This window comes from Sphingobium sp. FW305-3-2-15-F-TSA7, assembly GCF_058787155.1.
On record NZ_JBYSZM010000010.1, the window covers coordinates 1 to 23,694 of the forward strand.

General features: G+C 64.2%; 24 protein-coding genes and 1 pseudogene. 11 read left to right on the plus strand and 14 right to left on the minus strand.

Annotation, left to right across the window (positions count from 1 at the left end; all coding sequences use genetic code 11):
* Positions 1–200 precede the first annotated feature (200 nt).
* The 9 genes from AC3WN8_RS09565 to AC3WN8_RS09605 form a co-directional block, all read right to left on the minus strand.
* Entirely contained in the window at positions 201–632 is a 432-nt protein-coding gene (locus AC3WN8_RS09565; RefSeq protein WP_492669180.1) for a SufE family protein, read from the minus strand.
* 178 nt (positions 633–810) lie between these two features.
* Entirely contained in the window at positions 811–1,044 is a 234-nt protein-coding gene (locus AC3WN8_RS09570) for a hypothetical protein (protein WP_492669181.1), read from the minus strand.
* A 32-nt stretch (positions 1,045–1,076) separates the two neighbouring features.
* The gene (locus AC3WN8_RS09575) at positions 1,077–1,328 is read right to left on the minus strand and encodes a hypothetical protein (protein ID WP_492669182.1); all 252 of its coding nucleotides are present in this window, start codon (positions 1,326–1,328) and stop codon (positions 1,077–1,079) included.
* A gap of 25 nt (positions 1,329–1,353) precedes the next feature.
* Positions 1,354–1,689, minus strand: coding sequence for a hypothetical protein (locus tag AC3WN8_RS09580; protein ID WP_492669183.1), 336 nt, complete (start codon positions 1,687–1,689; stop codon positions 1,354–1,356).
* 23 nt (positions 1,690–1,712) lie between these two features.
* Positions 1,713–2,003 (minus strand): hypothetical protein, encoded by a 291-nt coding sequence (locus AC3WN8_RS09585; RefSeq protein WP_492669184.1) that lies wholly within the window; start codon positions 2,001–2,003, stop codon positions 1,713–1,715.
* Between the two features lie 27 nt (positions 2,004–2,030).
* Positions 2,031–2,411, minus strand: a complete 381-nt coding sequence (gene pspC / locus AC3WN8_RS09590; protein WP_492669185.1) for an envelope stress response membrane protein PspC — start codon at positions 2,409–2,411, stop codon at positions 2,031–2,033.
* A 35-nt stretch (positions 2,412–2,446) separates the two neighbouring features.
* Complete coding sequence (gene pspB, locus AC3WN8_RS09595; protein WP_492669186.1) at positions 2,447–2,707, minus strand: envelope stress response membrane protein PspB; 261 nt, start codon at positions 2,705–2,707, stop codon at positions 2,447–2,449.
* Between the two features lie 4 nt (positions 2,708–2,711).
* Positions 2,712–3,383 carry a phage shock protein PspA gene (gene pspA, locus AC3WN8_RS09600; protein WP_492669187.1) on the minus strand — a complete coding sequence of 224 codons (672 nt, stop codon included), beginning with the start codon at positions 3,381–3,383 and terminating at the stop codon, positions 2,712–2,714.
* Between the two features lie 79 nt (positions 3,384–3,462).
* Positions 3,463–3,615 (minus strand): hypothetical protein, encoded by a 153-nt coding sequence (locus AC3WN8_RS09605; protein ID WP_492669188.1) that lies wholly within the window; start codon positions 3,613–3,615, stop codon positions 3,463–3,465.
* A 175-nt stretch (positions 3,616–3,790) separates the two neighbouring features.
* Here AC3WN8_RS09605 and pspF point away from each other — a divergent pair, with 175 nt between their 5' ends.
* Together pspF and AC3WN8_RS09615 are read left to right on the plus strand one after the other, a co-directional pair.
* Positions 3,791–4,819: a phage shock protein operon transcriptional activator gene (gene pspF, locus AC3WN8_RS09610; RefSeq protein WP_492669343.1), complete on the plus strand. Its 1,029-nt coding sequence runs from the start codon at positions 3,791–3,793 to the stop codon at positions 4,817–4,819.
* A gap of 168 nt (positions 4,820–4,987) precedes the next feature.
* Entirely contained in the window at positions 4,988–5,611 is a 624-nt protein-coding gene (locus AC3WN8_RS09615) for a superoxide dismutase (protein ID WP_492669189.1), read from the plus strand.
* A 100-nt stretch (positions 5,612–5,711) separates the two neighbouring features.
* Here the strand turns inward: AC3WN8_RS09615 and ispZ are convergent, their stop codons facing one another.
* From ispZ to AC3WN8_RS09640, 5 genes are all read right to left on the minus strand, one after another.
* Positions 5,712–6,344 (minus strand): septation protein IspZ, encoded by a 633-nt coding sequence (gene ispZ, locus AC3WN8_RS09620; protein WP_492669190.1) that lies wholly within the window; start codon positions 6,342–6,344, stop codon positions 5,712–5,714.
* Positions 6,341–7,267: a signal recognition particle-docking protein FtsY gene (ftsY, locus tag AC3WN8_RS09625; protein WP_492669191.1), complete on the minus strand. Its 927-nt coding sequence runs from the start codon at positions 7,265–7,267 to the stop codon at positions 6,341–6,343. Before ftsY ends, ispZ begins: the two co-directional genes overlap by 4 nt.
* The gene (mtaB, locus tag AC3WN8_RS09630; RefSeq protein WP_492669192.1) at positions 7,264–8,577 is read right to left on the minus strand and encodes a tRNA (N(6)-L-threonylcarbamoyladenosine(37)-C(2))-methylthiotransferase MtaB; all 1,314 of its coding nucleotides are present in this window, start codon (positions 8,575–8,577) and stop codon (positions 7,264–7,266) included. Before mtaB ends, ftsY begins: the two co-directional genes overlap by 4 nt.
* Positions 8,578–8,593: 16 nt before the next feature.
* Positions 8,594–9,400: a diaminopimelate epimerase gene (gene dapF, locus AC3WN8_RS09635; protein ID WP_492669344.1), complete on the minus strand. Its 807-nt coding sequence runs from the start codon at positions 9,398–9,400 to the stop codon at positions 8,594–8,596.
* A 77-nt stretch (positions 9,401–9,477) separates the two neighbouring features.
* Entirely contained in the window at positions 9,478–11,127 is a 1,650-nt protein-coding gene (locus AC3WN8_RS09640; RefSeq protein WP_492669193.1) for a putative bifunctional diguanylate cyclase/phosphodiesterase, read from the minus strand.
* A 217-nt stretch (positions 11,128–11,344) separates the two neighbouring features.
* On the opposite strand from AC3WN8_RS09640, the gene ffh reads away from it, so the two are divergent.
* The 9 genes and pseudogenes from ffh to AC3WN8_RS09685 all read left to right on the plus strand — a co-directional run bounded on the left by ffh (position 11,345) and on the right by AC3WN8_RS09685 (position 23,689).
* Complete coding sequence (ffh, locus tag AC3WN8_RS09645; protein WP_492669194.1) at positions 11,345–12,805, plus strand: signal recognition particle protein; 1,461 nt, start codon at positions 11,345–11,347, stop codon at positions 12,803–12,805.
* Positions 12,806–12,854: 49 nt separating this feature from the next.
* Positions 12,855–13,304, plus strand: a pseudogene (rpsP, locus tag AC3WN8_RS09650) (30S ribosomal protein S16); the annotation flags it as partial.
* A gap of 246 nt (positions 13,305–13,550) precedes the next feature.
* Entirely contained in the window at positions 13,551–14,036 is a 486-nt protein-coding gene (gene rimM / locus AC3WN8_RS09655; RefSeq protein WP_492669195.1) for a ribosome maturation factor RimM, read from the plus strand.
* Positions 14,037–14,222: 186 nt separating this feature from the next.
* Entirely contained in the window at positions 14,223–14,750 is a 528-nt protein-coding gene (locus tag AC3WN8_RS09660) for an RNA polymerase sigma factor (RefSeq protein ID WP_492669196.1), read from the plus strand.
* A gap of 7 nt (positions 14,751–14,757) precedes the next feature.
* Positions 14,758–15,855 (plus strand): FecR family protein, encoded by a 1,098-nt coding sequence (locus AC3WN8_RS09665; RefSeq protein ID WP_492669197.1) that lies wholly within the window; start codon positions 14,758–14,760, stop codon positions 15,853–15,855.
* 108 nt (positions 15,856–15,963) lie between these two features.
* Entirely contained in the window at positions 15,964–18,426 is a 2,463-nt protein-coding gene (locus AC3WN8_RS09670; RefSeq protein ID WP_492669198.1) for a TonB-dependent receptor, read from the plus strand.
* A 16-nt stretch (positions 18,427–18,442) separates the two neighbouring features.
* Complete coding sequence (locus AC3WN8_RS09675) at positions 18,443–20,380, plus strand: serine hydrolase domain-containing protein (RefSeq protein ID WP_492669199.1); 1,938 nt, start codon at positions 18,443–18,445, stop codon at positions 20,378–20,380.
* A gap of 94 nt (positions 20,381–20,474) precedes the next feature.
* On the plus strand, positions 20,475–22,028 hold the full coding sequence (locus tag AC3WN8_RS09680) for a serine hydrolase domain-containing protein (RefSeq protein ID WP_492669200.1): 1,554 nt from the start codon (positions 20,475–20,477) through the stop codon (positions 22,026–22,028).
* A gap of 65 nt (positions 22,029–22,093) precedes the next feature.
* Entirely contained in the window at positions 22,094–23,689 is a 1,596-nt protein-coding gene (locus AC3WN8_RS09685) for a serine hydrolase (RefSeq protein WP_492669201.1), read from the plus strand.
* Positions 23,690–23,694: the final 5 nt, after the last annotated feature.

Below are 23,694 nucleotides of genomic sequence, written 5' to 3' on the forward strand. Positions count from 1 at the left end.
TGGATGAGGTGGTCGCGGCGGTGGGGCTGGGGGAGTCCGCTGAGGCGCTTCTCAATCCGTAACGTCACCCCAGCCCTTCGACTGCCTGCAAGGCAGGCGCTCAGGATAAACTTCGCCTTCGGCGAAGGCTGGGGTCTGCCAACCAGATCGCGCTTTATCCTTTGCGAGATGCCAGCTTTCGCTGGCATGACGTCTTGGATTTATATCGGTCGGACGGGCTTCTCGGCGTATCGCCCAGCCGTCTCGCGGATCAGCGCGATCATGTTGGGAATGCCCTGGGTACGGTTCGAGCTGAGTTGGTTCCTGAGATCGAAGGGCGCCAGCGCGCCTTCGATGTCGAGCGCGAGGATTTCCGTTCCTGTCCGATTCTGGACGATCTTGAGAATGAGCGCGATGATGCCCTTGGTGATCGCGGCATTGCTGTCGGCCAGGAAATGGAGCCGGTCGTTGTCGATGATGGTGGGATAGACCCAGACTGCCGCCGAACAGCCGCGGACCAATGTGGCGTCGGTCTTGAGGGCGGTGGGCATCTCGTCGAGCGCGCGGCCCAGATCGATCAGGAGACGGTAGCGGTCGTCGCTGTCGAGGAACTCATATTCTTCGCGGATGTCGTCGAGCGTGGGATCGGCCATCCGCCGCGCTTAGCGGCGTGAAGCGAGGCCGGCAATGTCCGTCAGGCGGCGGGCGTCGAAGGTGTCGGCTTGGACGGCGTGGTTTCGACAGAGTGGCGGGGCCGGGGCTTTTGCGATTGTCCGGCGTCCGCCTGCTCCATCATCCGGCCGAACAGGCCGACCGATTTGCGGCGACTGGTCACAGGTCGACGCCCGCGGCGATCGCTTCGAGTTTGCGGATGCGTTCCTTGAGATCGGCGATCTCGATACGCGAACCCGCCGAGGACGGCACGATCTCGTTGCGCGCATGCTGTTGCAGTTCGGCGCGCTTGAACTCGAGCCATCCCCGCCAGCCGCGCAGTGCGCCGAAGGTCAGGATGCCGATCCCCGACAGAGCGGAGAGCGCGAGGACGATGATGGGATAGTCGGTCATTGGTCTTCCCCATGTCTGCGATCGGCCGGGCGTTACACCCGGTCGCGATCCCGGAGCTTCTCGATTTCCCGGTCGAGGCTGCTCGTATTGTCGGTCGCCAGGCGCTCCAGCACCGCGATCCGTTCCTTCAACTGCTTCACTTCGTCGCGAAGCCGATCCGAATTTGCGTCGTGGACCGCCGGGCCGTCGCCGCGCCCATGTCTTCCGACGCCATATTTTGCGCGAAAGATGCTGGCGATCATCACGATCGCAACGATCAGCACCACCATTTCAAACGGATTCATGTCCTTGTTCCTCTCAGAACGAATATCAGTTGGTCTTGCCGCGAAGCTGTTCGATCTCGCGGTTCAGCGTGTGTGCTTCGTCGGTCACGATACGCTCGACATTGGCGAGGCGATCCTTGATCGATCCGATCTCGGCGCGAAGCTGGGCATTTTCCTGCGTCAGCAGCTTCACCCGTTCGATCGCCTCGTCGTTCTTGCGCGGATAGACCGCCTGGCCCCAGGCGCCGTCCAGCGGATAGCCGTGACGGATGCGCATCCAGGTGGTGATCACCCATCCGGCAACCGCCACGACGACGATGATGGCGATGACGGGGCCCAGATTCTGTATGAGGCCCTGCGCCAATGTCAGCTTGTCTTCCATGATTTTCCCTTTCCCAGTCGGGTTCAGCGCAGCGCGTCGATCTCGTCGGACAGGCGGCCGGTGCGATCGGTGGCGATCCGTTCCAGCACTGCGATCCGCTCTTCGAGTCTGCCGATCCGATCCTTCAACTGGCCATTTTCGTTCGAAAGCAGTTCGATTTTTCGATCGGCGTCGGGATGGCTTCGATCAACGGTGCCGCCCCATTCGCCTTCCAGCGGATATCCGTGCTTTGCGCGGATCCATGTCGTGATCACCCAGCCGCCGATGCTCATCGCGATGATCGCAATGACGAAGCCTGGTCCTGCCCAGCCCATATCCTGTCTCCCCTGTGTCCGGGCCGATCAGCGCAGCCGCTCGATCTCGTCGGCGAGCGCGGTGTTGCGGCTGGTATAATAGAGTTCGACATCGGCCAGGCGGCGATCGATGTCGCGGAACTTGGAGCGGACCTCGCGGGTGCTGCGCGCCGGCGAGCGGCGGACGCCCTGCCAGAATTTCTGATCCTCGACGTCGCTGTAAAGGCCGGCGGGCTTGGGATTGGCGATCCAGGCGGCGGTCCAATAGGCGATCAGCGTCCAGGGAAAGCCCCCCATGATGGTGAGCAACACGGCGCCCACGCGGACCCAGGTTGCATCGACGCCGGTATAGTCGGCGATCCCCGCGCAGACGCCCAGCCATTTGCGGTTCTGCTTGTCGAGGTAGAATTTGGTGCGGCTGGCGGACATTTCTGTGTTCCTCCCTGTCCAAATTTGGTGCCGGCTCAGCGGCGGTCTTCCAGGCGATCGAATTGCGACACGGTGTCGCCCAGACGCCAGTTCGGATTGTCGGCGGCGATGATGCGCTCGATGCTGTGGAGCCGGTCATCGAGCCGCCGTGCGGTGTCGTGGAGCTCGTCGAGCAGGTTCTCGTCCTCGCGCGTGATGTTCCCGGCCCGCTTCCACTGCGTGACATAGTGGAGGATGATCCAGGGCATCCCGATGAAGATCGCGACGATCGCGAGGACGGGGACGAAATCCTCCATGAGCTCAGCCCTCCTGGCCGGCGGTCCGAGCCTTCAGCGCGGCAAGTTCGGCATCGACCTTTTCGGACGAGCGCAGCTCCGCGATCTCCTCTTCGAGCGTCTTGCCCGGCCCGCCCAGCGCGAGCGCGTCCGCACGGCCCTCGGCCAGGTCGACGCGGCGCTCGAGCAGGTCGAAGCGCGAAAAGGCGTCCTCGACTTTCTGGCCGGCATAGGCTTCACGAACCCGGGCGCGGTTCTGCGCGCTTTCCAGTCGCGTGACGATCGAGTTCTGGCGGGCGCGCGCTTCGCGCAGCTTGGCCTGGAGCTTGGAGATATCCTCTTCCGAAGCGCGCAGTGCATCGTCGAGCACGGTGATCTCCGACTGGAGCTGCTCGGCCATGTCGAATGCCTTCTGGCGCTCCATCAGCGCGGCCTTGGCGAGATCCTCGCGATCCTTGGACAGCGCCAGTTCGGCCTTCTCCATCCAGCTTTCCTGGAGTTTTTCGAGCTTCACGATGTGACGGCGCATTTCCTTCTGATCCGCGATGGTGCGCGCGGCGGACGCACGGACCTCGACCAGCGTTTCCTCCATCTCGAGGATGATCATGCGGATCATCTTCGCGGGATCTTCGGCCTTGTCGAGCAGGTCGGTGACGTTGGCGGCGATGATGTCGCGGGTTCGAGAGAAAATGCCCATCTGGAAACTCCTAAACATGGTCTGGTCGAAAGAGGGTGCCGGGGCGGCGCAAGGGATACCGCCCCGGCCGTGTATGTCGTCAGGCCAGCGGCCGGACGACGGGGGCTTCGTTGGCGCCGGTATCGGCGCGTGCCGGCCCGACCGCGCTCAGCACGCAGGTGGCGCTGAACAGGACGGTGCAGACGATGGCGGTGAGGGTCTTGGCGAACCGGTTTTCGGTGATGTTGATCATTGTAAAACTCCCTGAACCTTTGGCCCGGTGTCGGGCCGTGTTGCTTGTCCTTCCCTAAGCATGTGCCGTGCCAATTTCTGAAAATCGCAGAAAAGTGCGGATTTTATGCTGTGCCAGGGGGTGTTGTGCCAGTTTTCTGTTGCTAAATTTTGGGAAAATTCGCTAACTCATGGGCATGGATCGCGACAATAGTTTTATCGGTCAATCGACCGCTTTCCTCGATTCGGTGGAACGCGCGAGCCGCGCCGCCGCGCTCAATCGTCCGGTGCTGGTGATCGGCGAGCGGGGCACGGGCAAGGAACTGGTGGCCGAGCGCCTGCATCGCCTGAGCCCGCGCTGGGACGGGCCCCTGGTCACGATGAATTGCGCCGCTTTGCCCGAGACTCTGGTCGAGGCCGAGCTGTTCGGTCATGAGGCGGGTGCATTCACCGGCGCGACCCGCATGCGCGCCGGCCGTTTCGAGGAAGCGGACGGCGGCACCCTGTTCCTCGACGAACTGGCGACGCTGTCCGCCTCCGCGCAGGAGCGGCTGCTGCGCGCGGTCGAATATGGTGAAGTGACGCGGATCGGGTCGAACAATCCGCTGCGCGTCGACATCCGCATCGTCGCCGCGACCAACGAGCATCTGCCGGCGCTGGTCGAGGCCGGCCGGTTCCGCGCCGATCTGCTCGATCGATTGAGCTTCGAGGTCGTGACCCTGCCACCTTTGCGTGCACGCGAAGGCGATGTGCCGGTGCTCGCGGATCATTTCGCGCGGCGCATGGCGGCCGAACTCGACTGGCCGCATTGGCCGGGTTTCTCGGCGGATGCCGCCGCGGCGCTGCTGGCGCATGACTGGCCGGGCAATGTGCGTGAGTTGCGCAATGTGATCGAGCGTGCGGTCTATCGCTGGGATGATCCCGAGCGTCCGGTCGACGAGATCGTCTTCGATCCATTCGCATCGCCCTGGCGCCCTGAGAGTCAGGTGAGGAAGCCACCGTCCGCGCCGCCGGCGTCGGACGTGGAGCCGCGCGCGCTGCCGGCTCCGGCCCAGCCCGATCTGCCCGAAGTCGACGATTTGCGGCGTGCGGTCGACGGGCATGAGCGGCGCATCCTCGAAGCGGCGCTGGCACGCAACCGGTTCAACCAGCGCGCCACCGCCAAGAGCCTCAATCTGAGTTATGACCAGCTTCGCCATGCACTCAAGCGGCATGACCTGCTCTGATATGAGGCCGCCTGTCGATTGAACGAACCGATCGCGGATGCCTTGGCATCCCCGGAATCGCACAAGGGGCCGACCGGCCAAAATTCGCTTTCAACGCCAAAACGAAAACCCGCGAGACAAATTCGCGCGTCGGGCGTTGAGCACTCGCATCCCAAATCGGAGGACCTGATGCCTTTCAAACTGCCCGACCTGCCCTATGAGAAGACCGCCCTCGAGCCGCATATGTCCGCGGAAACGTTCGATTATCACCATGGCAAGCACCACAAGGCCTATGTCGACAAGGTCAATGGCTGGATCGATGAAAAGGGTCTGGCGGGGCTGAGCCTGATCCAGACGATCGAGAAAGCCAAGGCGGAGGGCGACAAGGGCCTGTTCAACAATGCCGCCCAGATCTGGAACCACAGCTTCTTCTGGCAATGCCTGACACCCGACAGCGCCGCGCCCTCGGCTGCGCTGCAGAAACTGATCGACGAAGCCTTCGGCTCGACCGATGCGTTGATCGCCAAGCTCAAGGAAGAATCGGTCGGCCATTTCGGGTCGGGCTGGGGCTGGCTGGTGCTCAAGGACGGCAAGCTCGCCGTCACCTCGCTGCACGATGCCGATACGCCGGTCGTCTATCCCGATATCAAGCCGCTGCTGACGCTCGATGTCTGGGAACATGCCTATTATGTCGATTATCGCAACGCGCGGCCGGACTATCTGGACGCAGTGCTGAAGAAGCTCGTCAACTGGGCGTTCGTCGAACAGAATCTCGACGGCAAGGGTGCCGAGCGCGCCGACCAGGCGCAATAACGACACATCGTCATTGCGAGCGGAGCGAAGCAATCCAGGGATGCATCAACCTCTGGATTGTTTCGTCGCTGCGTCTCTCCATGACGGCGGGTGGCTGGATTTACCCTTCGGGCGGTTTTTCCTCGATCACGTCCTTGGCGTCCATTGACAGGCCATGGCGCATCAGCATCGGGATGTTGGCTAAGCCGAAGGCCATCGACAATATCGTGACGCCCCAGACTTTGAGCGTCAGCCATAAATCGAAGCTCAGTGTGGCACGCATGGCTTCGTTGAGCACCGCCATGCCTGCGAAGAAGATCGCCATATTGCGCGAAAATTTGAGCCAGCCTTGCTCATTAACCCCGTCAAAGGCGGCATGGAGCAGAAATTTGAGCAGTGGCTTACCCATCATCAACCCGCCGAACAAAATCAGCGAGCAGAGTGTATAGATAATTGTCGGTTTGATCTGGATGAAGCGCTCGTCGTGAAAATAGATGGTGAGTCCGCCAAAGCCGACCACCAATATGGCAGAGAGCCAGAGCATGGGCGAGACTTTGCCCAGCTTCAGCTTCGAGATGATCACCGCCACCGCAATTGCTGCCATGAAAACTGCGGTTCCTGCGATCACACCGGTCAGCTTGTAGGCGATGAAGAAGATAAGTAGCGGTCCGAAATCGAGCGCGATGCCCAATCCTCCCGGCTTCTTCTCAACTTTGTCGGGCTGCTCCTCGGTCTTGATGGGCTCACTGGTCATCGATCGGTTCCTGCTATGGCGCCGGCAAGCTCCTTCGCGTCGAACGGGCGCAGATCGTCCAGCGTCTCGCCGACGCCGATGGCATGGATCGGCAGGCCGAACTTCTCCGCGGCCGCCACCAGCACGCCGCCGCGCGCGGTGCCGTCGAGCTTGGTCATCACCAGGCCGGTCACGCCCGCGACTTCCTTGAAGATCTCGATCTGCGACAGCGCATTCTGTCCGGTGGTCGCGTCGAGCACCAGCACCACGTCATGCGGCGATGCCGGGTTGATCCGGCCGAGCACGCGGCGGATCTTGGCAAGCTCGTCCATCAGCTCGCGCTTGTTCTGCAAGCGGCCGGCGGTGTCGACGATCAGCACGTCGATGCCGGTCTCCGTCGCTTTCTTGACCGCGTCCCAGACGATGCCCGCCGAATCGCCGCCCTCGGGGCCGCTGACGATCGGCACGCCGATCCGGTCCGCCCAGACCTTGAGCTGTCCGATCGCGGCCGCGCGGAACGTGTCGCCGGCCGCCAGCATCACGCCATAATCCTGTTCGAGGAACAGATGCGCGAGCTTGGCGATGGTGGTGGTCTTGCCCGATCCGTTGACCCCGATCACCAGGATCACCTGGGGGCGCGGAAAGGCTTCCACCTCCAGCGGCTTCGCCACGGGCGCGAGCACTTTCTCGACCTCTTCGGCGACGAGCTGGCGGACGCCGGCCTCGTCGATGCCGCGATCATAGCGCCCTTCGGCCAGCCGCTCGCGCACGCGCGCTGCCATGCCGGGGCCGAGATCGGAGACGATCAGCGCCTCTTCGATCTCGTCGAGCTGGGCCTCGTCGAGCGCGGATTTGGTGAACAGTCCGGTCAGATTCTCGCCGAGCTTGTCGGAGGTTCGCTTGAAGCCGCCGATCAGCTTACGGTGCCAGGGTGTCTCGCTCATATGGGGGCGCCGATCAATTGGGTGCCGTCGACACCGATAATCTCTACGTTCAAGATTCCTCCAACGTCATTCCCGCGAAAGCGGGGATCCCGCTTTTCCGGAGGCCGTGCAAAAGAAGGCGCGTCATCGTCGTCGCCGGAATGGCGGAGCGGACGGAGCCGCGCGAAATTGCCGGCATGGCCGCCGCCATCGCGCTCGACGAGGACGGCCTGCACACTGCCGATCAGGCTTTCCAGCCAACGCCCCTGTCGGGCCGTCGCGGCCTCGCGCAGGCGCCGCGCGCGTGCCTTGGCAACCTCGCGTTCGACCTGGGGCATGCGCGCGGCCGGGGTTCCGGCGCGCGGCGAATAGGGAAAGACATGGGCGTGGACGATGTCGCAATCGGCGATCAGCGCGAGCGTGTTCTCGAACATCGCGTCGGTCTCGGTCGGGAATCCGGCGATGATGTCCGCGCCGATCGCGATCTCCGGCCGTGCGGCCTTCAGCCGCTCGACGATCGCGACGGACTGCGCGCGATCGTGACGCCGCTTCATCCGCTTGAGGACCATGTCGTCGCCGGCCTGGAGCGAGAGATGGAGGTGCGGCATCACCCGTGGCTCGCCGGTCAGCAGCGCGAACAGCCGGTCGTCGATCTCGACCGAGTCGAGCGAGGACAGGCGCAGGCGGGGCAGGGTGGGGACATGCGTCAGGATGCGCTCGACCAGCGCGCCGAGCGTGGGGCTGCCTGGCAGATCGGGACCGTAGCTGGTCAAGTCGACGCCGGTCAGCACGACTTCGTTATAGCCGGCATCGACCAGCGCCTTGATACGCTCGATCACCGCGCCGGCGGGCACCGAGCGGCTGTTGCCGCGGCCATAGGGGATGACGCAGAAGGTGCAGCGATGGTCGCAGCCATTCTGCACCTCGACGAATGCGCGGCTATTGTCGGCGAAGCTCGAGACGAGATGCGGGGCGGTCTGCCGCACCGCCATGATGTCGGACACCTGGACGCGCTCACCCATGGCGGCGGGCGGCAGAAAGGCGCTGGCTTCCAGTTTCTCGCGATTGCCGAGCACGAGCGACACTTCGGGCATGGCCGCGAAGCCTTCGGGCTCGATCTGCGCGGCGCAGCCGGTGACGACGATCCGCGCCTCCGGTCGGGCGCGGTGCGCGCGACGGATTGCCTGCCGTGTCTGGCGAACGGCTTCGGCGGTCACCGCGCAGCTGTTCACGATCACCAGATCGTCGGCGTCGGGCGTCAGCGCGCGCATCGCTTCGCTCTCGGCGATGTTGAGGCGGCAGCCCATCGTGATGATCTCGGGCCCACTCATTCCGGCCGGTTCCGCATCAGTCCAGCCAGCCAGTGTCGATCTCGCCCGAAAAGACATGGGTGGCGGCGCCTGTCATGCGAATCGCTTCGCCCGGCTGCCAGTCGATCTCGAGCGCGCCGCCGGGCAGGGTGACGGTGACCGGGCCGGAAACCAGGCCCAGCCGGATCGCGGCGACCGCGGTCGCGCAGGCGCCGGTGCCGCAGGCGCGGGTCAGTCCGACGCCGCGCTCCCAGACGCGGAGGTCGATCGCGGACGGGCCCGTGACCGTCGCGACATTGACGTTGATTCGTTCGGGGAACAGCGCGTCGGTTTCGATGCGTGGGCCGAGCATTTCCAGCGGCACCGCATGGGCGTCGGCGACGAAGAAGACCACATGCGGGTTGCCGACATTGACGACGGTCGGGCGTTCCAGTCCGTCCCAGCCGACCGGCATGTCGCGCGTATCCATAGCATAGGCCAGCGGAATGGTCTGCCAGTCGAAGCGCGGATGGCCCATGTCGATGGTGGCGCCGTCGCCGACCGTGCGGCCATGGAGGATTCCGGCCAGCGTCTCGATGCGGACGTCGCTGCCGAGCAGGCGGGTGACGCAACGCGTGGCATTGCCGCATGCCTCCACCTCGCTGCCATCGGCATTGAAGATGCGCATGCGCGCATCGGCCTCGGTCGATGCTTCGATGATGATGAGCTGGTCGCAGCCGACGCCGGTATGGCGATCGGCGATCGCGCGGATATGCGCCTCGCTCAGCGAGACCGGTTGCACGCGCGCATCGATCACGACGAAGTCGTTGCCGAGCCCATGCATCTTGTGAAAGGCGATGCCCATTCCCCGCATCTAGGGCCTGCCCCGGTAACTCGCAATGCCGGGATCGGTCGAAGCCGGCGGTGGCGCGATCCGTATCGTCAGCCGGTCTTGCGGACGGTCTCGATCGGTTCGACGGGTTCGTCGGCATCGGTGCCGCGTGCGCGCAGCGCGGGCAGCAGATGCTTGTCGGCGAGCAGGCGGCGAACCTGGGTGACCGGGATCGGCTTGCCGAAATACCAGCCCTGACCCTTGTGGACGCCCAGCAGGCGCAGCCGCTGCATGATCTCTTCGTCCTCGATGCCTTCGGCGGTGACGGGCAGGCCCAGGCTGTCGCCCAGCCGGGTGATCGCATTGACGATCGCCGCACTTTCGGGATTCTCGTTGATCGACGAGACGAAGCTGCGATCGATCTTGATGCGATCGAAAGGCAGCGCGCGCAGATGCGCCAGCGAGCTGTAGCCGGTGCCGAAATCGTCGAGCGCCAGCTTGATGCCCTGATTCTTCAGGCTGCCGACGATCGACTGGGCCAGCGACAGATTCTCGAACAGCGAACTTTCGGTGATCTCGACTTCGAGCCGGTTGGCGGGGAAGCCGGTTTCGACGATCAGTTTCACCAGCTTCTGCGCCAGCCAGGGATCCTTGAGCTGCGCCGGAGAGATGTTGACCGACAGGCTGAGCGACGGATCCCAGTCGCGGCCATGCTCCATCGCCTGGCGGATGACCGACATCGACATTTCGGCGATCAGGCCGGTTTCCTCGGCCACGGGAACGAACTGGTCGGGAGAGATCAGGCCCTGTGCCGGGCTTTCCCAACGTGCCAGCACTTCGAAACCGTTGAGGCGGCCGGTGGCGAGGTCCACCTGCTGCTCGTAATAGGGGACGAACTCGCCCTTGGGGATGCCGGTGCGCAGGCCGGCTTCGACCGCGTTGCGCGCCTGAAGGTCGCGCTCCATCGAGGTGTCGAACCAGCAAAAGCGGTTCCGGCCCGAATTCTTCGCCGCATACATGGCGATATCGGCGCGGCGCATCAGCGATTCGACGCTGTCGCAGTCGATCTCCGAACGCGCGATGCCGACCGAGACGCTGATATGCGTATGCGCGCCGTCGGTGTCGAAGGGCTGGGCGAGGCGCGAGACGATTTGCTCGGCGATACGGTTGACCGTTTCGTCATTCTGCGGGTCGAACAGGAAGGCGCAGGCGAATTCGTCGCCGCCCAGGCGTGCGGTCAGCGAGACCGGGGGCATGGCGCGCTGGATCTCGGCCGAAACGGTGCGGAGCAGCGCGTCGCCGGTGGCGTGGCCGTGCACGTCGTTGACGTTCTTGAAGTTATCGAGGTCGAGCATCAGCATCGCCACGCATTTCTGGCGGCGATCGGCGCGCGCGAGCATCGCGGCGCCTTCTTCGGCAAGCGAGCGGCGGTTCAGGAATCCGGTAAGGGGGTCGGTGGAGGCGAGTTGGCGTGCGCGCTCTTCGGCGGCGGTGCGCTCGCGCACCTCGGTGGCGAGGTCGGTGTAGCGGCGCCAGCCGAACAGGATCAGCGCGACGTTGAGCAGCAGCATGATCGCGACCGTGCGGTTCGGGCCGCCGCCGACGCCGGTGATCGTGTCGATCGCGCTGCTCACCACGTTTCCGCCGGTGCCGACGAACAGCAGGATCGCCGCGACGGTGACTCCGCCGGTCAGCAGATCGCGCCGCGCGCTGTTCACGGCGGACCCTCGACTGTTGAGTTCGCTGCTATCCCCGTTCATGTTCTGCCCCATATCCCCGATCCATCGGCGTTCTTGGGCCAAAGGCGTATAAATTGCGTTAAGCGTGACCGGCTTGCGCGCGATCGCACTTTGGGCTAGTGGCGCCGCAAGATCGTTCCGAACGGTTCGAGGCAATGGTTCACGCTGGCTGACGAGGTTTCGTCCGCCGGCGTTTCTTGCGTTTTGCGGATCGTCGGCACGGAAGTGGAGCGTTGCGATGTTCGAATCTCTGAGCGAAAGGCTGGGCGGCGTCTTCGATCGCCTGCGCGGGCGCGGCGCGCTTGGCGAGGCCGATGTGCGCGCGGCGATGCGCGAAGTCCGCATCGCGCTGCTCGAGGCCGACGTCGCGCTGCCGGTGGTCCGCGATTTCATCGACAAGGTGACCGAACGCGCGGTCGGCCATCAGGTGATCAAATCGGTCACGCCCGGCCAGCAGGTCGTCAAGATCGTCAACGACGCGCTCGTCGAGATGCTGGGCGGCGAGAATGGCGGCGAAGCGGCCGAGCTCGAACTCGGCGTCACCCCGCCCGCGATCGTGATGATGGTCGGCCTTCAGGGCTCGGGTAAGACCACCACGACCGCCAAGCTTGCCAAGCGGCTGACCGAGAAGGACCGCAAAAAGGTTCTGATGGCGTCGCTCGACGTCAATCGCCCCGCCGCGCAGGAACAGCTCGCGACGCTGGGCGAACAGGTGAGCGTCACCACGCTCCCGATCGTCGCCGGGCAGCAGCCGGTGGATATCGCGCGCCGTGCGCTCAACGCCGCGAAGCTCCAGGGCTTCGACGTGCTGATGCTCGACACTGCGGGCCGCCTCCATATCGATCAGGCGCTGATGGAGGAGATGAAGGCGGTCGCCGACGTCGCGCAACCGCAGGAAATCCTGCTGGTGGTCGACTCGCTGACCGGCCAGGACGCCGTCAACGTCGCCAAGAGCTTCTCCGAGCAGGTGCCGCTCACCGGCGTCGTGCTCACCCGCATGGACGGCGATGCGCGCGGCGGTGCCGCGCTGTCGATGCGCGCGGTCACCGGCAAGCCGATCAAGTTCGCCGGTGTCGGTGAAAAGCTCGATGCGATCGAGCCTTTCCACCCGAGCCGCGTCGCCGGCCGCATCCTGGGCATGGGCGATGTCGTCAGCCTGGTCGAGCGCGCCACCGAGACCATCCAGGCCGACGAGGCCGAAAAGCTCGCGCAGAAGATGGCCAAGGGCCAGTTCGACATGAACGATCTGCGCTCGCAGCTTCAGCAGATGAAGCGCATGGGCGGCCTGGGCGCGCTCGCATCGATGATGCCGGGCGTGAAGAAGGTCCAGAACGCGATGGCGAACGGGCAGGTCGACGACCGCATCCTTGTCCGCATGGACGCGATCATCGGATCGATGACGCCCAAGGAGCGCACCAAGCCCGAACTGCTCAATGCCAAGCGCAAGATCCGCGTCGCCAATGGCAGCGGCACCACCGTCCAGGACGTCAACCGGCTGCTCAAGATGCACCAGGAAATGGCGACCGCGATGAAGAAGATCCGCAAGATGGGCGGGTTGAAGGGGCTCGGCGCGCTGTTCGGGCGCGGCGGAATCGAAGGCGTGATGGGCAGCGGCGCGCTGCCGCCCATGGGGGGCCTGCCCGGTCTGGGCGGCCCGCCGGGATTGCCCCCCGGCTTCGGAAAGTTTCGGAAGAAGTAATCAGTTTAAATCAACCAATTCAAAGCATTGAAAAGAAGGAAGAAGAAAAATGGCAGTTTCCATTCGTCTGTCGCGTGGCGGTTCCAAGAAGCGTCCTTATTATCGCATCGTCGTTGCCGACGCGCGTTCGCCGCGTGACGGCAATTTCATCGAGAAGATCGGCACCTATAACCCGCTGCTCGCCAAGGATTCGCCGGATCGCGTGAAGCTCGACGCCGATCGTGCGAAGCACTGGCTGTCGGTCGGCGCGCAGCCCACCGATCGTGTCGCCCGTTTCCTCGACGTCGCGGGCGTCAAGGAGCGCGCTGCGCGCAACAATCCCAAGAAGGCCGAGCCGGGCGAGAAGGCCAAGGAGCGCGCCGAGGAGAAGGCCGAGAAGCTGAAGGCCGCTGAGGACGCTGCCGCCGAGGCGGCTGCCGCGCCTGCGCCTGCGCCCGTCGAAGAGCCTGTGGCTGAAGAGCCTGCAGCCGAGGAAGCTGCGGTCGAGCAGGCCGAGACCGTCGAAGTCGTGGCGGAGGCCGTCGAGGCCGCCACCGAAGAGCCCACCCCCGAGGCCGAAGCGGTCGTCGAGGCGGTTGCCGAGGAGGCTCCGGCCGCCGAAGCAGCGCCTGTCGCCGAGGAAGCCCCTGTCGCCGAGGAAGCCCCTGCCGCCGAGGAAACTCCGGTTGCTGAGGAAGCGCCCGCCGCCGAGGCAGAAGCTCCGGCTGCCGAAGCAGCCACTGAGGAAAAGGCCGAGGGCTGACCCTTGACCGATCGCACCGTCACGCTGGCCGTCATCATCGGCGCGCATGGCGTGACGGGCGAGGTGCGCCTGAAGCTGTTCACCGACGATGTGAATGGGCTGAAAGCGCATAAGAGCTTCAGCAATGGCGCTCTGACCCTGAAAAGCGTGCGCGATGGCCCCAAGGGTGCCATCGCCCGCTTCGCCGAAATCCCCGACAGGACCGCCGCGGAGAAGTGCCGGGGTACCGAGCTTTCGGTTCCGCGCGACGCATTGCCGCCGCTCGGGGAGGGCGAATATTATCATGCCGATCTGATCGGCCGGCCTGCCGTCTCGACCAATGGCGAGGCGCTGGGCGCCGTCGTCGCCGTCGAGAATTTCGGCGCGGGCGACATTCTCGAGATCGAACGGCCGACCGGCAAGCGCTTCATGGTACCGATGAATGCTCAGGCCGTGCCCGAATGGGGCGAGCAGGTCGTGATCGACGCGGAATTCGCGGCTGCCGACTGACGCGGCGTTTGGCGTCTCCGCCAGGCTTTCACGCATATTTCCGGATAAAGTTGTAAGGAATCCTCTTCCGTCGTCATCATGCCATGGAGGAAAGCTCCACGGGATGACGATGTCGGGCGATATGCACCTTGTAGCGATCATGCGCCTGGCGGTCCGTACCGCGACCGTGACCGGGAAGGTGAAGCCTTGAACGCCGCCACGCCGCCATTGCAAGCCGCGGATGCAAAGGTGGTTGCCGATCTTTCCGCGCGCTATGCCGATGCGATCCGGCGATATTTTTCCCGGCGGCTGGCGGGGGCGGGCGATGTCGAGGATCTGACCCAAGAGGTTTTCCTGCGCCTGCTGCGACGCGCCCGGCTGGGCGATATCGACAATGTCGAAGGCTATATCTTCCAGATCGCCGCCAATCTGTTGCGCGAACGCGGGCGGCATCGGATCCGGCGCAGGCTGGATGTGGAACATCCATATGATGACGATTATGCCGATACGCATGACGAATTGTCGCCCGAACGGATCCTGCTCGGCAAAGAGGCCTATCGTCTGATGGTGCAGGCGTTGCAGGAATTGCCCGAACGCGTGCGGACCGTGTTTGTCCTCAATCGTTTTGAGGAACTGACGGGCGTACAGATCGCGCAGCGCCTGGGTGTCGCGGTCAGCACCGTCGAGAAGGACATGATGCGGGCGATCGCCTATCTGCGGACGCGCCTGCAATGATGCGGACATGTCTGCAATGATCCGGCCAGGACAGACCGGCGCCGATAACGGCATGTCGCGCGAGGACGATTCCGCCCTTTACTGGCTTGCGCGCCATCGGCTGAAGCTGATGACGAAGCGGGACGAAGCATCCTTCGAGGCCTGGATGCGCGACCCGGCCAATGCGCTCGCCTATCGGGACGCGGAGGCCGGGGTGGAGGATTTCGGTGCGATTGCATCGGATGAGGATGTTCGCACGATGCGGAAAGCGGCCCTGGCCATGGGACCGGCGCCCAGGCGGATTTCCGTGCCGCTGCGTCTGGTCGCCGCTTCGGCGGCGATCGCCATGGGCGCGGGCATCTGGTTCACCATTGCCCGCCCGGCGGGCGACATATCCCCGCTGGCTACGATCGTTGCAGGGAGGGATCAGTCGCCTGCCGACGCGGCAGCGCGGCGTTATGTCACCAAAATAGGGGAACGGTCGCGATTCACACTCGATGACGGGTCGATCGTGTCGCTCAACACCAACAGCGTCCTGGAGGTCGCTTTCACGCCCGGCCGGCGCGATGTGCGTCTGCTCCAGGGCGAGGGTCTGTTTCAGGTCGCCAGGAACAAGGACCGTCCGTTCGTCGTGACTGCGGGCGGCTTGCGGACCACAGCGGTTGGAACCGCCTTCGACGTTCGTGTGGATCGGGGCCGGGTGCGTATCGTCCTGACCGCCGGCCGGGTGGTCGTCGATTCGGTGCGTGCGGCCGGTGCGCCGGGAAATCTGCCGGCGATGGATCCCATCAGCCTTCAGCCGGGCGAACAGCTTGCCACCGACGAGACTCATGCCGTGGTGGTCAGCGCGGCCGATGTCGAGCAGGCGACCAGTTGGCGGCAGGGCCAACTCATCTTCCGCGACGAACCACTGGCCTCGGCGCTGGCGGAGATGAACCGCTATACGCGCGACCAGATCATCGTCGAGGATCCAAAGATCGCGAACCTGCGGGTCAGCGGAGTCTTCAGCACCGCGCGGCCGGAAAATTTCCTTGCCGCTATGACCGCATTCTATCCGCTGGAGGTTCGTCGCCCCGCGCAAGGCGCGGTGATTCTGGACTGGAGCGGGGCCAAATCGGACCAATGAGAAAAAATTCTCCGAACTCGGGAGGGATTTTCTGATTGTGTCATCTTTCTCCTCCGAGGCCGCGGAACTGCGGTGATCGCGCCGTCAATGGCGCAGGGGAGGCTTTTTATGTTTTCAGGCGGATTTGGCGGCGTGCGATCATGGGCTCTTGTCGGGACGGCCCTGGTCCTGACGGCTTCGCCGGCGGCGGCACAGACCATGCGGAGCTTCAACATCCCGCGTCAGGATCTCTCCAGCGCGCTGGAGCTGTTCGGCAAGCAGAGCGGCGCCGAAATCGTCTTCGATGCGAATGACGTGCGCAATCGGCTGTCCGGGCCGCTGCGCGGCAATGTCGAGCCTGTGCAGGCGCTCGAGAGGATCCTGCTCGGAACCGGCCTGACCTTCCAGCGGGTCAATGCCAGCACCTTTGTGGTGAAGCGGAGCGGTGGCGCGCGCAGCGGCCCGACCAGCGCCGCCGTGGAGACGATCGAAACCGACCCCGAAGACTATCCGGAGATCGTGGTGACGGGGCAGAAGCGCCTCGAGCGGGCACAGGATGTGCCGATCTCGATCAGCGTCGTCGGCACCCGGCAGCTCGAACGCCTGCATGCCAGCAGCCTGCATGACTATGCAGCCTATGTGCCCGGCCTGATCGTCGAGAGCGGCGGGTCCGCCGGCCAGGCATCGATCACGATGCGCGGGCTGAATGCGCGCGGCGATACCACGATGGTCGCGACCTATATCGACGAGGCGCCGCTGGGATCGAGCAACGGCTATTCGGCGGAGGCCGCGACGTCGTTCGACATGATGCCCTATGATCTGGAGCGGGTCGAAGTCCTGCGCGGTCCCCAGGGCACGCTCTACGGCGCGAACAGCATGGGCGGCCTGCTCAAATATGTGACGCGCGGCCCCGATCTGAACGATTTCGAGATGCGCGTGGGCGGCGAGGGCTTCGCGACAAAGGGCGCTTCGGATCCGGGCTATGCCGGCCGGGTCAGCCTGAACGTGCCGATCGTTGCGGGCGAACTTGCCGTGCGGGCGAGTCTGTTCCGCCAGGATACGCCCGGCTTCATCGACAATTATGTCACCGGTCGGAAAGACCAGAACACGTTGTTGCAGCAGGGCGGGCGGATCGCGTTGCTCTGGAAACCCAGCGACCAGCTTTCGATCAAGCTGACCGCGATCACGCAGCGCATCACGTCCGACGACAATGCGATCGTGGCACGCGACACGGACGGGGCCGTCGCGCTGGGGCCGCTCGGCGGTGATCTGACCAACGGAAATCTTCTGCGCGAGCCGTTCAGAAAAGAAGTGCATTTCCTGGCTTCGACGGTGACCTGGAAACTGGGCTGGGCCGAATTCACCTCGGCGACCAGCTATTCGCGATCCAGCCTGCTGGGCGTGCAGGATTTTTCGGCGATCTTCGGCGCTGCGCTTCCGGAGCCGGGGCTGTCGGGGCTGGAATCGCGTGCCCAGCTCAGTCGCTTCACCCAGGAATTGCGACTGGCCTCGTCGCCGGGGCGGTTGCAATGGATGCTCGGCCTCTATTTCAACGACGAGCAGACCAAGGCGAGTCAGCTTCTCACCGCCAAGGATATCGTCACCGGTGCCGGCGTGCCGGGGTTCGATCCGATCATGTCGGCCGATCTCGACAGTGGCTATCGCGAGATCGCGGCCTTCGCCAACGCGACCGTCAAACTGTCCGAGGCATTCGACATCACCGGCGGACTGCGCTGGGCGCGCAATACGCAATCGCTGCACCAGAATACTGCCCGCAACCTGCTGGATCCGCTTGCGGAGGGGGCAGCGCATGGCCGTTCGCGGGACGATGTGGTGACCTATGCGATCAGCCCGCAATATCGCCTGAGCCGGAACGTGATGTTCTATGCGCGCGTGGCCAGCGGCTATCGGCCGGGCGGGCCGAACCCGATCCTGCCCGGCGTGCCGCGACAGGTGGATGCCGACACCATCGTCAATTATGAAGCCGGCTTCAAAGGCGATCTGTTCGATCGCCTCCTCCATGTCGACGTCTCGGTCTATCGCATCGACTGGAAGAACATCCAGGTCGAGACGACGACCGAGCAGAATCTCAGCTATGGCGCCAATGGCGGCACGGCCCGCAGCCAGGGCGTCGAACTTGCCGCGCTGCTTCAGCCGGCCAAGGGCCTGACGCTCGGTTTCAACACTGCCTATACCGACGCCTTTCTCACCGAAGCGGTGCCGGACGAGGGCTGGGCGAACGGCGCGCGCCTGCCGGCGGCGCCGCGCTGGACGCGGTCGCTGACCGCGAGCTACGGTTTCGCGATCGGCGGAGAGTGGCGTGCGGACCTCGGTGCCGGCTATCGCTATATCGGCAAGCGACGGAACAGCGTCGAGGGAACGGAAAACGGTCTGATCCTGCCGGCCTATGACGCGATCGACCTGCAGGCGAGCATTTCCAGCGGCCGCTGGAACTTCGGCCTTTACGTCCGGAACCTCACGGATCGCAGGGCCTATACCAACAGTGCCCTGATCTCGACCTTCCGTAACTATGTTTCGTCCGTCGTGCTGCAGCCGCGGACCATCGGGTTGAGCCTCGATGCCACTTTCTGAAATCGGGAGAAGGACCGTGAAGGGTTCCGCAAGGACAATCCTGCTGGGCGTGCTGGCGAGCCTGTTGATGGGAACCGGTGCGTTGCTGATCGCCGCCCGGCCGGAACCGATCCCGTTGGTCGCATCGGCGCCGGCCGCTCCCTCGGCCGGGGCCGAGCCCGAAATCGCGATGCTCGAACCGTTCATCGACGGACTGATGAAGTCGGAAATGGATCATGGAAAGATCCCCGGCGGCGTCATCTCGATCGTGAAGGACGGCAAGCTCCTGTTCGCCAAGGGCTATGGCTTCTCCGATATCGAGCGCGGCGCACCGGTCGATCCCGAAAAGCACCTGTTCCGCATCGCGTCGACCACGAAACTCTTCACTTGGACGGCGGTGATGCAGCTTGTCGAGCAGGGCAGGCTCGACCTCGATGCCGACATCAACACCTATCTCCGGACCTTCAAGATTCCGGCAACCTACAAGCAGCCGATCACGCTGCGCCATTTGATGACGCATACGGCCGGCTTCGAAGAAGGGGGCGTCGGCTATGGCATCACCACCGATCTGAAGGGCGCGCCGTCGATCGCGCAGAAACTGGCCGCGCATATCCCGGCCCGTGTCAGCCCGCCCGGCACGATGCCGTCCTATTCCAACTATGGCGCGGCGCTTGCCGGACTGATCGTCGAACAGGTCAGCGGCATCCCCTATGAAGACTATGTCGAACAGCGCATCTTCGCGCCGCTCGGCATGCGCTACGCCACGGTTCACGAACCGGTGCCGGCCGCGCTCGCGCCGTTCAAGGTGGTGGGCTATGCCCGCGAGGGCGGTGGTTTCGTGCGCAAGCCGGCCACCTATGAAGGCGGTTTCCGCCCGGCAGGATCGGGATCTGTCTCTGCGATCGACATGACCCATTTCATGATCGCGGCGTTGCAGGGCGGCCAGTATGAAGGCAAATCCATTCTGACGCCTACGAGCATGCAGCGCATGCAGAGCCCCTCATTCACGCTCGATCCGCGACTGCCCCCGATCGGACTGGGCTATTATGGGCAGAATATCGGTGGCGAGCGCGCCTGGGCGCATGGTGGTTCTGATCCGCTGTTCAACACCGAAATGTATCTGTTCCCAGCGCGACAGCTTGGCGTCTTCATCTCGTTCAGCGGCGGGCAGGGTGATGTTGCCGCCGAAAATCTGGCCAAGGCGCTGATCGCCCGGCTTTATCCCAAGCCGCAAACAGCACCGAACGCCATGGCGACGGGCTCGCTCGAGAAATATGCGGGCAGCTATGAATTCACGCGACGCAATCACAGCGATATCGACAAAGTCTACGGCCTGTTGTCGCAACTGTCCGTCTCGGTCTCGGACAACCGGCTGAGCATGGGATCGGGTGACGAGGAGGTGCAGTTGGCGTCGATCGCGCCCAATCTGTTCCAGGAAGTCGGCGGAACCCGGCAAATCGCCTTTCGCACCAACGCCGCCGGCGACGTCACCCACATGTTCCTCGATTTCCTGTCGTTCGCGCCGCTCGAACGCGTCCCGTTCTTCGACAGGAACGGTTTCTGGTATCCCGTGCTTGGCCTGTCGCTCGCGCTGTTCGTCTCAGTGATCCTCGGTCTCTTCTATCGGGCACGCCTGATCGCCGCGATGACGCGGCCGGAGCGGCGAGCGGTGTGGCTGTCGGCGGCGGTCGCGATCTGGGGGACGCTCAGCGTCGTCGTCCTCGCCTTCCTGCTGGTCGCGACCGATCTGGTCGAGCGGCTCAGCCAGGTCCCGACCTCGTGGACGGTCGCGCTGGCGATGCCGATCCTTTTCATCGGCCTGACCGCAGTGTTCCTGCTGACCCTGCTGAAGGCGTGGACCGGGAGATACTGGAACCTTCGCAGCCGCCTCTATCACACAGCAGTGGGCGTGGCCGCGATCATGCTGACGCTATTCTTCCTGAAATGGAATCTGGTCGGCTGGAATTTTGGATGAACGGGATCGTGCAATGAATTCTTATCGCTCCGTTTCACGCACTCTGGCCATCGCTGGGCTGCTGCTGTCGAGTAGTTGGGGGATGTCCCCCGCCATGGCCGCCGATCCCACGTCGGACATCGACCGCCTGTTCGCAAACTGGAAGTCCGGCACGCCCGGCTGCGCCATCGGCGTCGGCCGAAAGGGGCAGCCCGACATGGTACGCGCCTATGGTGACGCCGATCTCGAACATGGCATCGCGATCGACGCGGAGACCGTGATCGAGGCGGGATCTTCGTCGAAGCAGTTCACTGCCGCGGCAGTGTTGCGCCTGGCCGAGCGCGGCCAGGTCGCGCTGACCGACGATGTCCGGAAATATCTGCCGGAACTGCCCGATTATGGCCATGTCATCACGATCGATCACATGCTTCATCACACCAGCGGGCTGCGCGACTGGGGCGGGGTGCAGATCATCGCGGGCTGGCCGCGCACGACGCGCATCTACACGATGGACGATGTCCTGCGCATCGCGGCGCGGCAAAAGTCGCTCAATTTCGTGCCCGGTACGCATTATTCCTACACCAACACCGGCTACAATCTGCTGGCGTTGATCGTCGAACGGGTGAGCGGCAAGTCGCTTGCCGATTATAGCCGGGCCGAATTCTTCGAACCGCTCGGCATGACCCACACGCAGTGGCGCGACGATTTCCGGCGGATCGTGAAGAACCGGGCGGTCGCCTATGTCAAATCGCCCGATGGCTATGTGCAGCGCATGCCGTTCGAAAATGCCTATGGAAATGGCGGATTGCTGACGACGGCGGGTGATCTGCTGCGATGGAATGCGGCGCTGGCCGACGGCCGGCTGGGGGCGTTCGTCACCAAGGGACTGGAGACGCGCGCGGTCCTCAGTTCGGGGCATGAGGTCAATTATGCCAGGGGCCTGATCGTCAGCGATTATCGCGGATATCGGGAAGTCGCGCATCCGGGGGCCACGGCAGGCTATACGGCATGGCTCGGCCGTTATCCCCAGACCGGGCTGTCGATTGCCGTGCTCTGCAACGCCGCCAACATCGATGCTGGCAGTCTCGCGCACGAAACCGCAAATCTGCTCCTGCCGCCAATTTCTTCGCGGGCGGCACCGAACGGAAAACGAACGGTCCGCACAATCGCTCCTGGTGGCCTGTTCGTCGAAGAATCGACGGGAATGCCACTGACGTTGAAAGGCGAGGCGGGCAAACTGACCTTGGCCGGTCAGGTCGAATTGGCATCGGTTTCGGAGACCGAATATCGCACCGAGGGGATCGTGCTGCGCTTCGAAGGGCGCGACCGTTTTGCGCTGCAGGACGAGTTCGGCGCGATCTCGCGTTACCGGAGCGCGCCAGGGTTTGTGCCGACCGCCGGAGAGCTGGAAAAGTTCGTCGGCGATTATGCCAGCGATGAAGCGGAGGCGGCTTATGTCGTTGCGCTTCGTGATGGCCAGCTGACCATGGCATTGCGCGGACGGCCCGACGAGGCGTTCCCGCTGGCTGCTGCCTATCGTGACGCCTTCACGATCGGCGACACGCTGGTCCGCTTCCGTCGCGACGGCAATGGCGGGGTGTCCGAACTTTCGGTCGGCAACGAGAGGGTATGGGATCTGCACTTCACGCGGAGTCCGGCGCACCGCTGAACGCCCGTCGACCTTCCTCATGATTTCAGGACACGCACCGCATCGTCGGTGCGCAGGAGACGCATATGAAACGACGCTGGACATTTGCCTGGTCGCTGGCCGCTGCATCGATCGCCATCGCATCCGCGCCGGTCGGCGCGCAGGTTGCCGACAGTTCGAAGGCCGTGCCCGTCGATCCCAAGAGCGTCGATGGGCTCGTCGACGCCGCGATGCGGACCTTCGGAACGCCGGGCGTGTCGGTCGGGATCGTCAAGGATGGCAAGCTCGTCTTTGCCAGGGGCTATGGCGTCGGCGACATCGGCAACCGGGCGCCGGTCACGCCCGAAACGATCTTCGCCATCGGTTCGAACACCAAGGCGTTCACCGCCGCGGCACTTGCCCTGCTGGTCGACGAAGGCAAGATCGGCTGGGACGACAAGGTGATCGATCATCTGTCGGAGTTCCGGATGTACGATCCCTATGTCACCCGCGAATTCACGATCCGCGATCTGTTGACGCATCGCAGCGGATTGCCGTCCTATGCCGGGGATCTGCTGTTCGTACCTGCCACCGACTTCACGCGCGAAGACGTCATCCGGACGCTGCGCTTTCTGAAGCCGTCGTCCAGTTTCCGGTCGCGCTATGCCTATGACAATCTTCTCTACGTCGTCGCGGGGCAGGTCATTCCGGCGGTGACGGGGCAGAGCTGGGAGGATTTCGTCGAGACCCGGCTGCTCCGCCGGCTCGGCATGGCGCCCTGCGCGGTCAATCGCAGCCGGCTGGAGGGCGGGGCCAGTGCCGCCGCGCCGCATTCGATGGTGGGAAGCGCGCTGCAGAAAGTGACGCCCGACGATCTCGAAATGGTGGGGCCGGCGGGCTCCATCCAGTGCAACATTCCGGGCATGGCGAAATGGATGAACATGCTGCTCGCCGATGGCGGCGATGCCGCCGGAAAGCCGCTGCTCAGCAAGACGCAGAGCCTGGAACTCTGGACGCCGCAGACATTGCTGCCGGTCGATCGCGAGGGGCTGGCGGCGGCGGCCGGCATGCGGTTCCAATCCTATGGCCTGGGATGGAGCGTCGCCGACATGCGCGGGCAGACGCTGGTCTATCATGACGGCGAAGTCGGCGGCATGAGTTCGATGGTCGCGCTACTGCCCGAATCCCGCTTCGGCGTGGTCGTCCTCGCCAACCAGCAGCATCAGGCGACCAAGATCGCGATCACGCTCCAGATCGTCGAGACCTTCCTGGGTGGGGACGGCCAGGATTGGGTGAAATTGCTGAAAGAGGCGACCGATCAGGAGGATGATCAGGTGCGCAAGATCGCGGCGCAGGTCGAAACCACGCTGAGCGGCAAGACGACCGGTCCGGCTCTGCCGCTTTCGGCCTATGCGGGCACCTATGCCGATGCGTGGCGCGGCGACGTCTCGGTACGCCTGGGCAAGGATGGGCTGGTGATGCGCTTCAGCCGCACCAAGGGTCTCGAAGGGCGGCTTTATCCCTATAGCGGCGACGTGTTCGTGGTGAAGTGGAACGACCGCAGCCTGAATGCCGACGCCTTTGTCCGCTTCTCGCAGGATTTCGGGCGCCAGGTCGAAGGGTTCACGATGAAGGCGGTGTCGCCGACCACCGATCCGAGCTTCGATTTCCGCGACCTCAGCTTCAAGAAGCGGAAGGGCTGAGCGAA

What these genes read in the sequence shown, in the direction of transcription:
- AC3WN8_RS09585 (WP_492669184.1), bottom strand. Translation starts at nt 2,003, where the DNA reads ATGGGCTGGGCAGGACCAGGCTTCGTCATTGCGATCATCGCGATGAGC.
- AC3WN8_RS09605 (WP_492669188.1), bottom strand. Translation starts at nt 3,615, where the DNA reads ATGATCAACATCACCGAAAACCGGTTCGCCAAGACCCTCACCGCCATC.
- ispZ (WP_492669190.1), bottom strand. Translation starts at nt 6,344, where the DNA reads ATGACCAGTGAGCCCATCAAGACCGAGGAGCAGCCCGACAAAGTTGAG.
- pspC (WP_492669185.1), bottom strand. Translation starts at nt 2,411, where the DNA reads ATGTCCGCCAGCCGCACCAAATTCTACCTCGACAAGCAGAACCGCAAA.
- AC3WN8_RS09680 (WP_492669200.1), top strand. Translation starts at nt 20,475, where the DNA reads ATGGCCGCCGATCCCACGTCGGACATCGACCGCCTGTTCGCAAACTGG.
- AC3WN8_RS09565 (WP_492669180.1), bottom strand. Translation starts at nt 632, where the DNA reads ATGGCCGATCCCACGCTCGACGACATCCGCGAAGAATATGAGTTCCTC.
- AC3WN8_RS09665 (WP_492669197.1), top strand. Translation starts at nt 14,758, where the DNA reads ATGTCTGCAATGATCCGGCCAGGACAGACCGGCGCCGATAACGGCATG.
- AC3WN8_RS09580 (WP_492669183.1), bottom strand. Translation starts at nt 1,689, where the DNA reads ATGGAAGACAAGCTGACATTGGCGCAGGGCCTCATACAGAATCTGGGC.
- AC3WN8_RS09670 (WP_492669198.1), top strand. Translation starts at nt 15,964, where the DNA reads ATGTTTTCAGGCGGATTTGGCGGCGTGCGATCATGGGCTCTTGTCGGG.
- dapF (WP_492669344.1), bottom strand. Translation starts at nt 9,400, where the DNA reads ATGGGCATCGCCTTTCACAAGATGCATGGGCTCGGCAACGACTTCGTC.
- mtaB (WP_492669192.1), bottom strand. Translation starts at nt 8,577, where the DNA reads ATGAGTGGGCCCGAGATCATCACGATGGGCTGCCGCCTCAACATCGCC.
- AC3WN8_RS09685 (WP_492669201.1), top strand. Translation starts at nt 22,094, where the DNA reads ATGAAACGACGCTGGACATTTGCCTGGTCGCTGGCCGCTGCATCGATC.
- pspA (WP_492669187.1), bottom strand. Translation starts at nt 3,383, where the DNA reads ATGGGCATTTTCTCTCGAACCCGCGACATCATCGCCGCCAACGTCACC.
- ffh (WP_492669194.1), top strand. Translation starts at nt 11,345, where the DNA reads ATGTTCGAATCTCTGAGCGAAAGGCTGGGCGGCGTCTTCGATCGCCTG.
- pspF (WP_492669343.1), top strand. Translation starts at nt 3,791, where the DNA reads ATGGATCGCGACAATAGTTTTATCGGTCAATCGACCGCTTTCCTCGAT.
- pspB (WP_492669186.1), bottom strand. Translation starts at nt 2,707, where the DNA reads ATGGAGGATTTCGTCCCCGTCCTCGCGATCGTCGCGATCTTCATCGGG.
- ftsY (WP_492669191.1), bottom strand. Translation starts at nt 7,267, where the DNA reads ATGAGCGAGACACCCTGGCACCGTAAGCTGATCGGCGGCTTCAAGCGA.
- AC3WN8_RS09570 (WP_492669181.1), bottom strand. Translation starts at nt 1,044, where the DNA reads ATGACCGACTATCCCATCATCGTCCTCGCGCTCTCCGCTCTGTCGGGG.
- AC3WN8_RS09640 (WP_492669193.1), bottom strand. Translation starts at nt 11,127, where the DNA reads ATGAACGGGGATAGCAGCGAACTCAACAGTCGAGGGTCCGCCGTGAAC.
- AC3WN8_RS09575 (WP_492669182.1), bottom strand. Translation starts at nt 1,328, where the DNA reads ATGAATCCGTTTGAAATGGTGGTGCTGATCGTTGCGATCGTGATGATC.
- AC3WN8_RS09615 (WP_492669189.1), top strand. Translation starts at nt 4,988, where the DNA reads ATGCCTTTCAAACTGCCCGACCTGCCCTATGAGAAGACCGCCCTCGAG.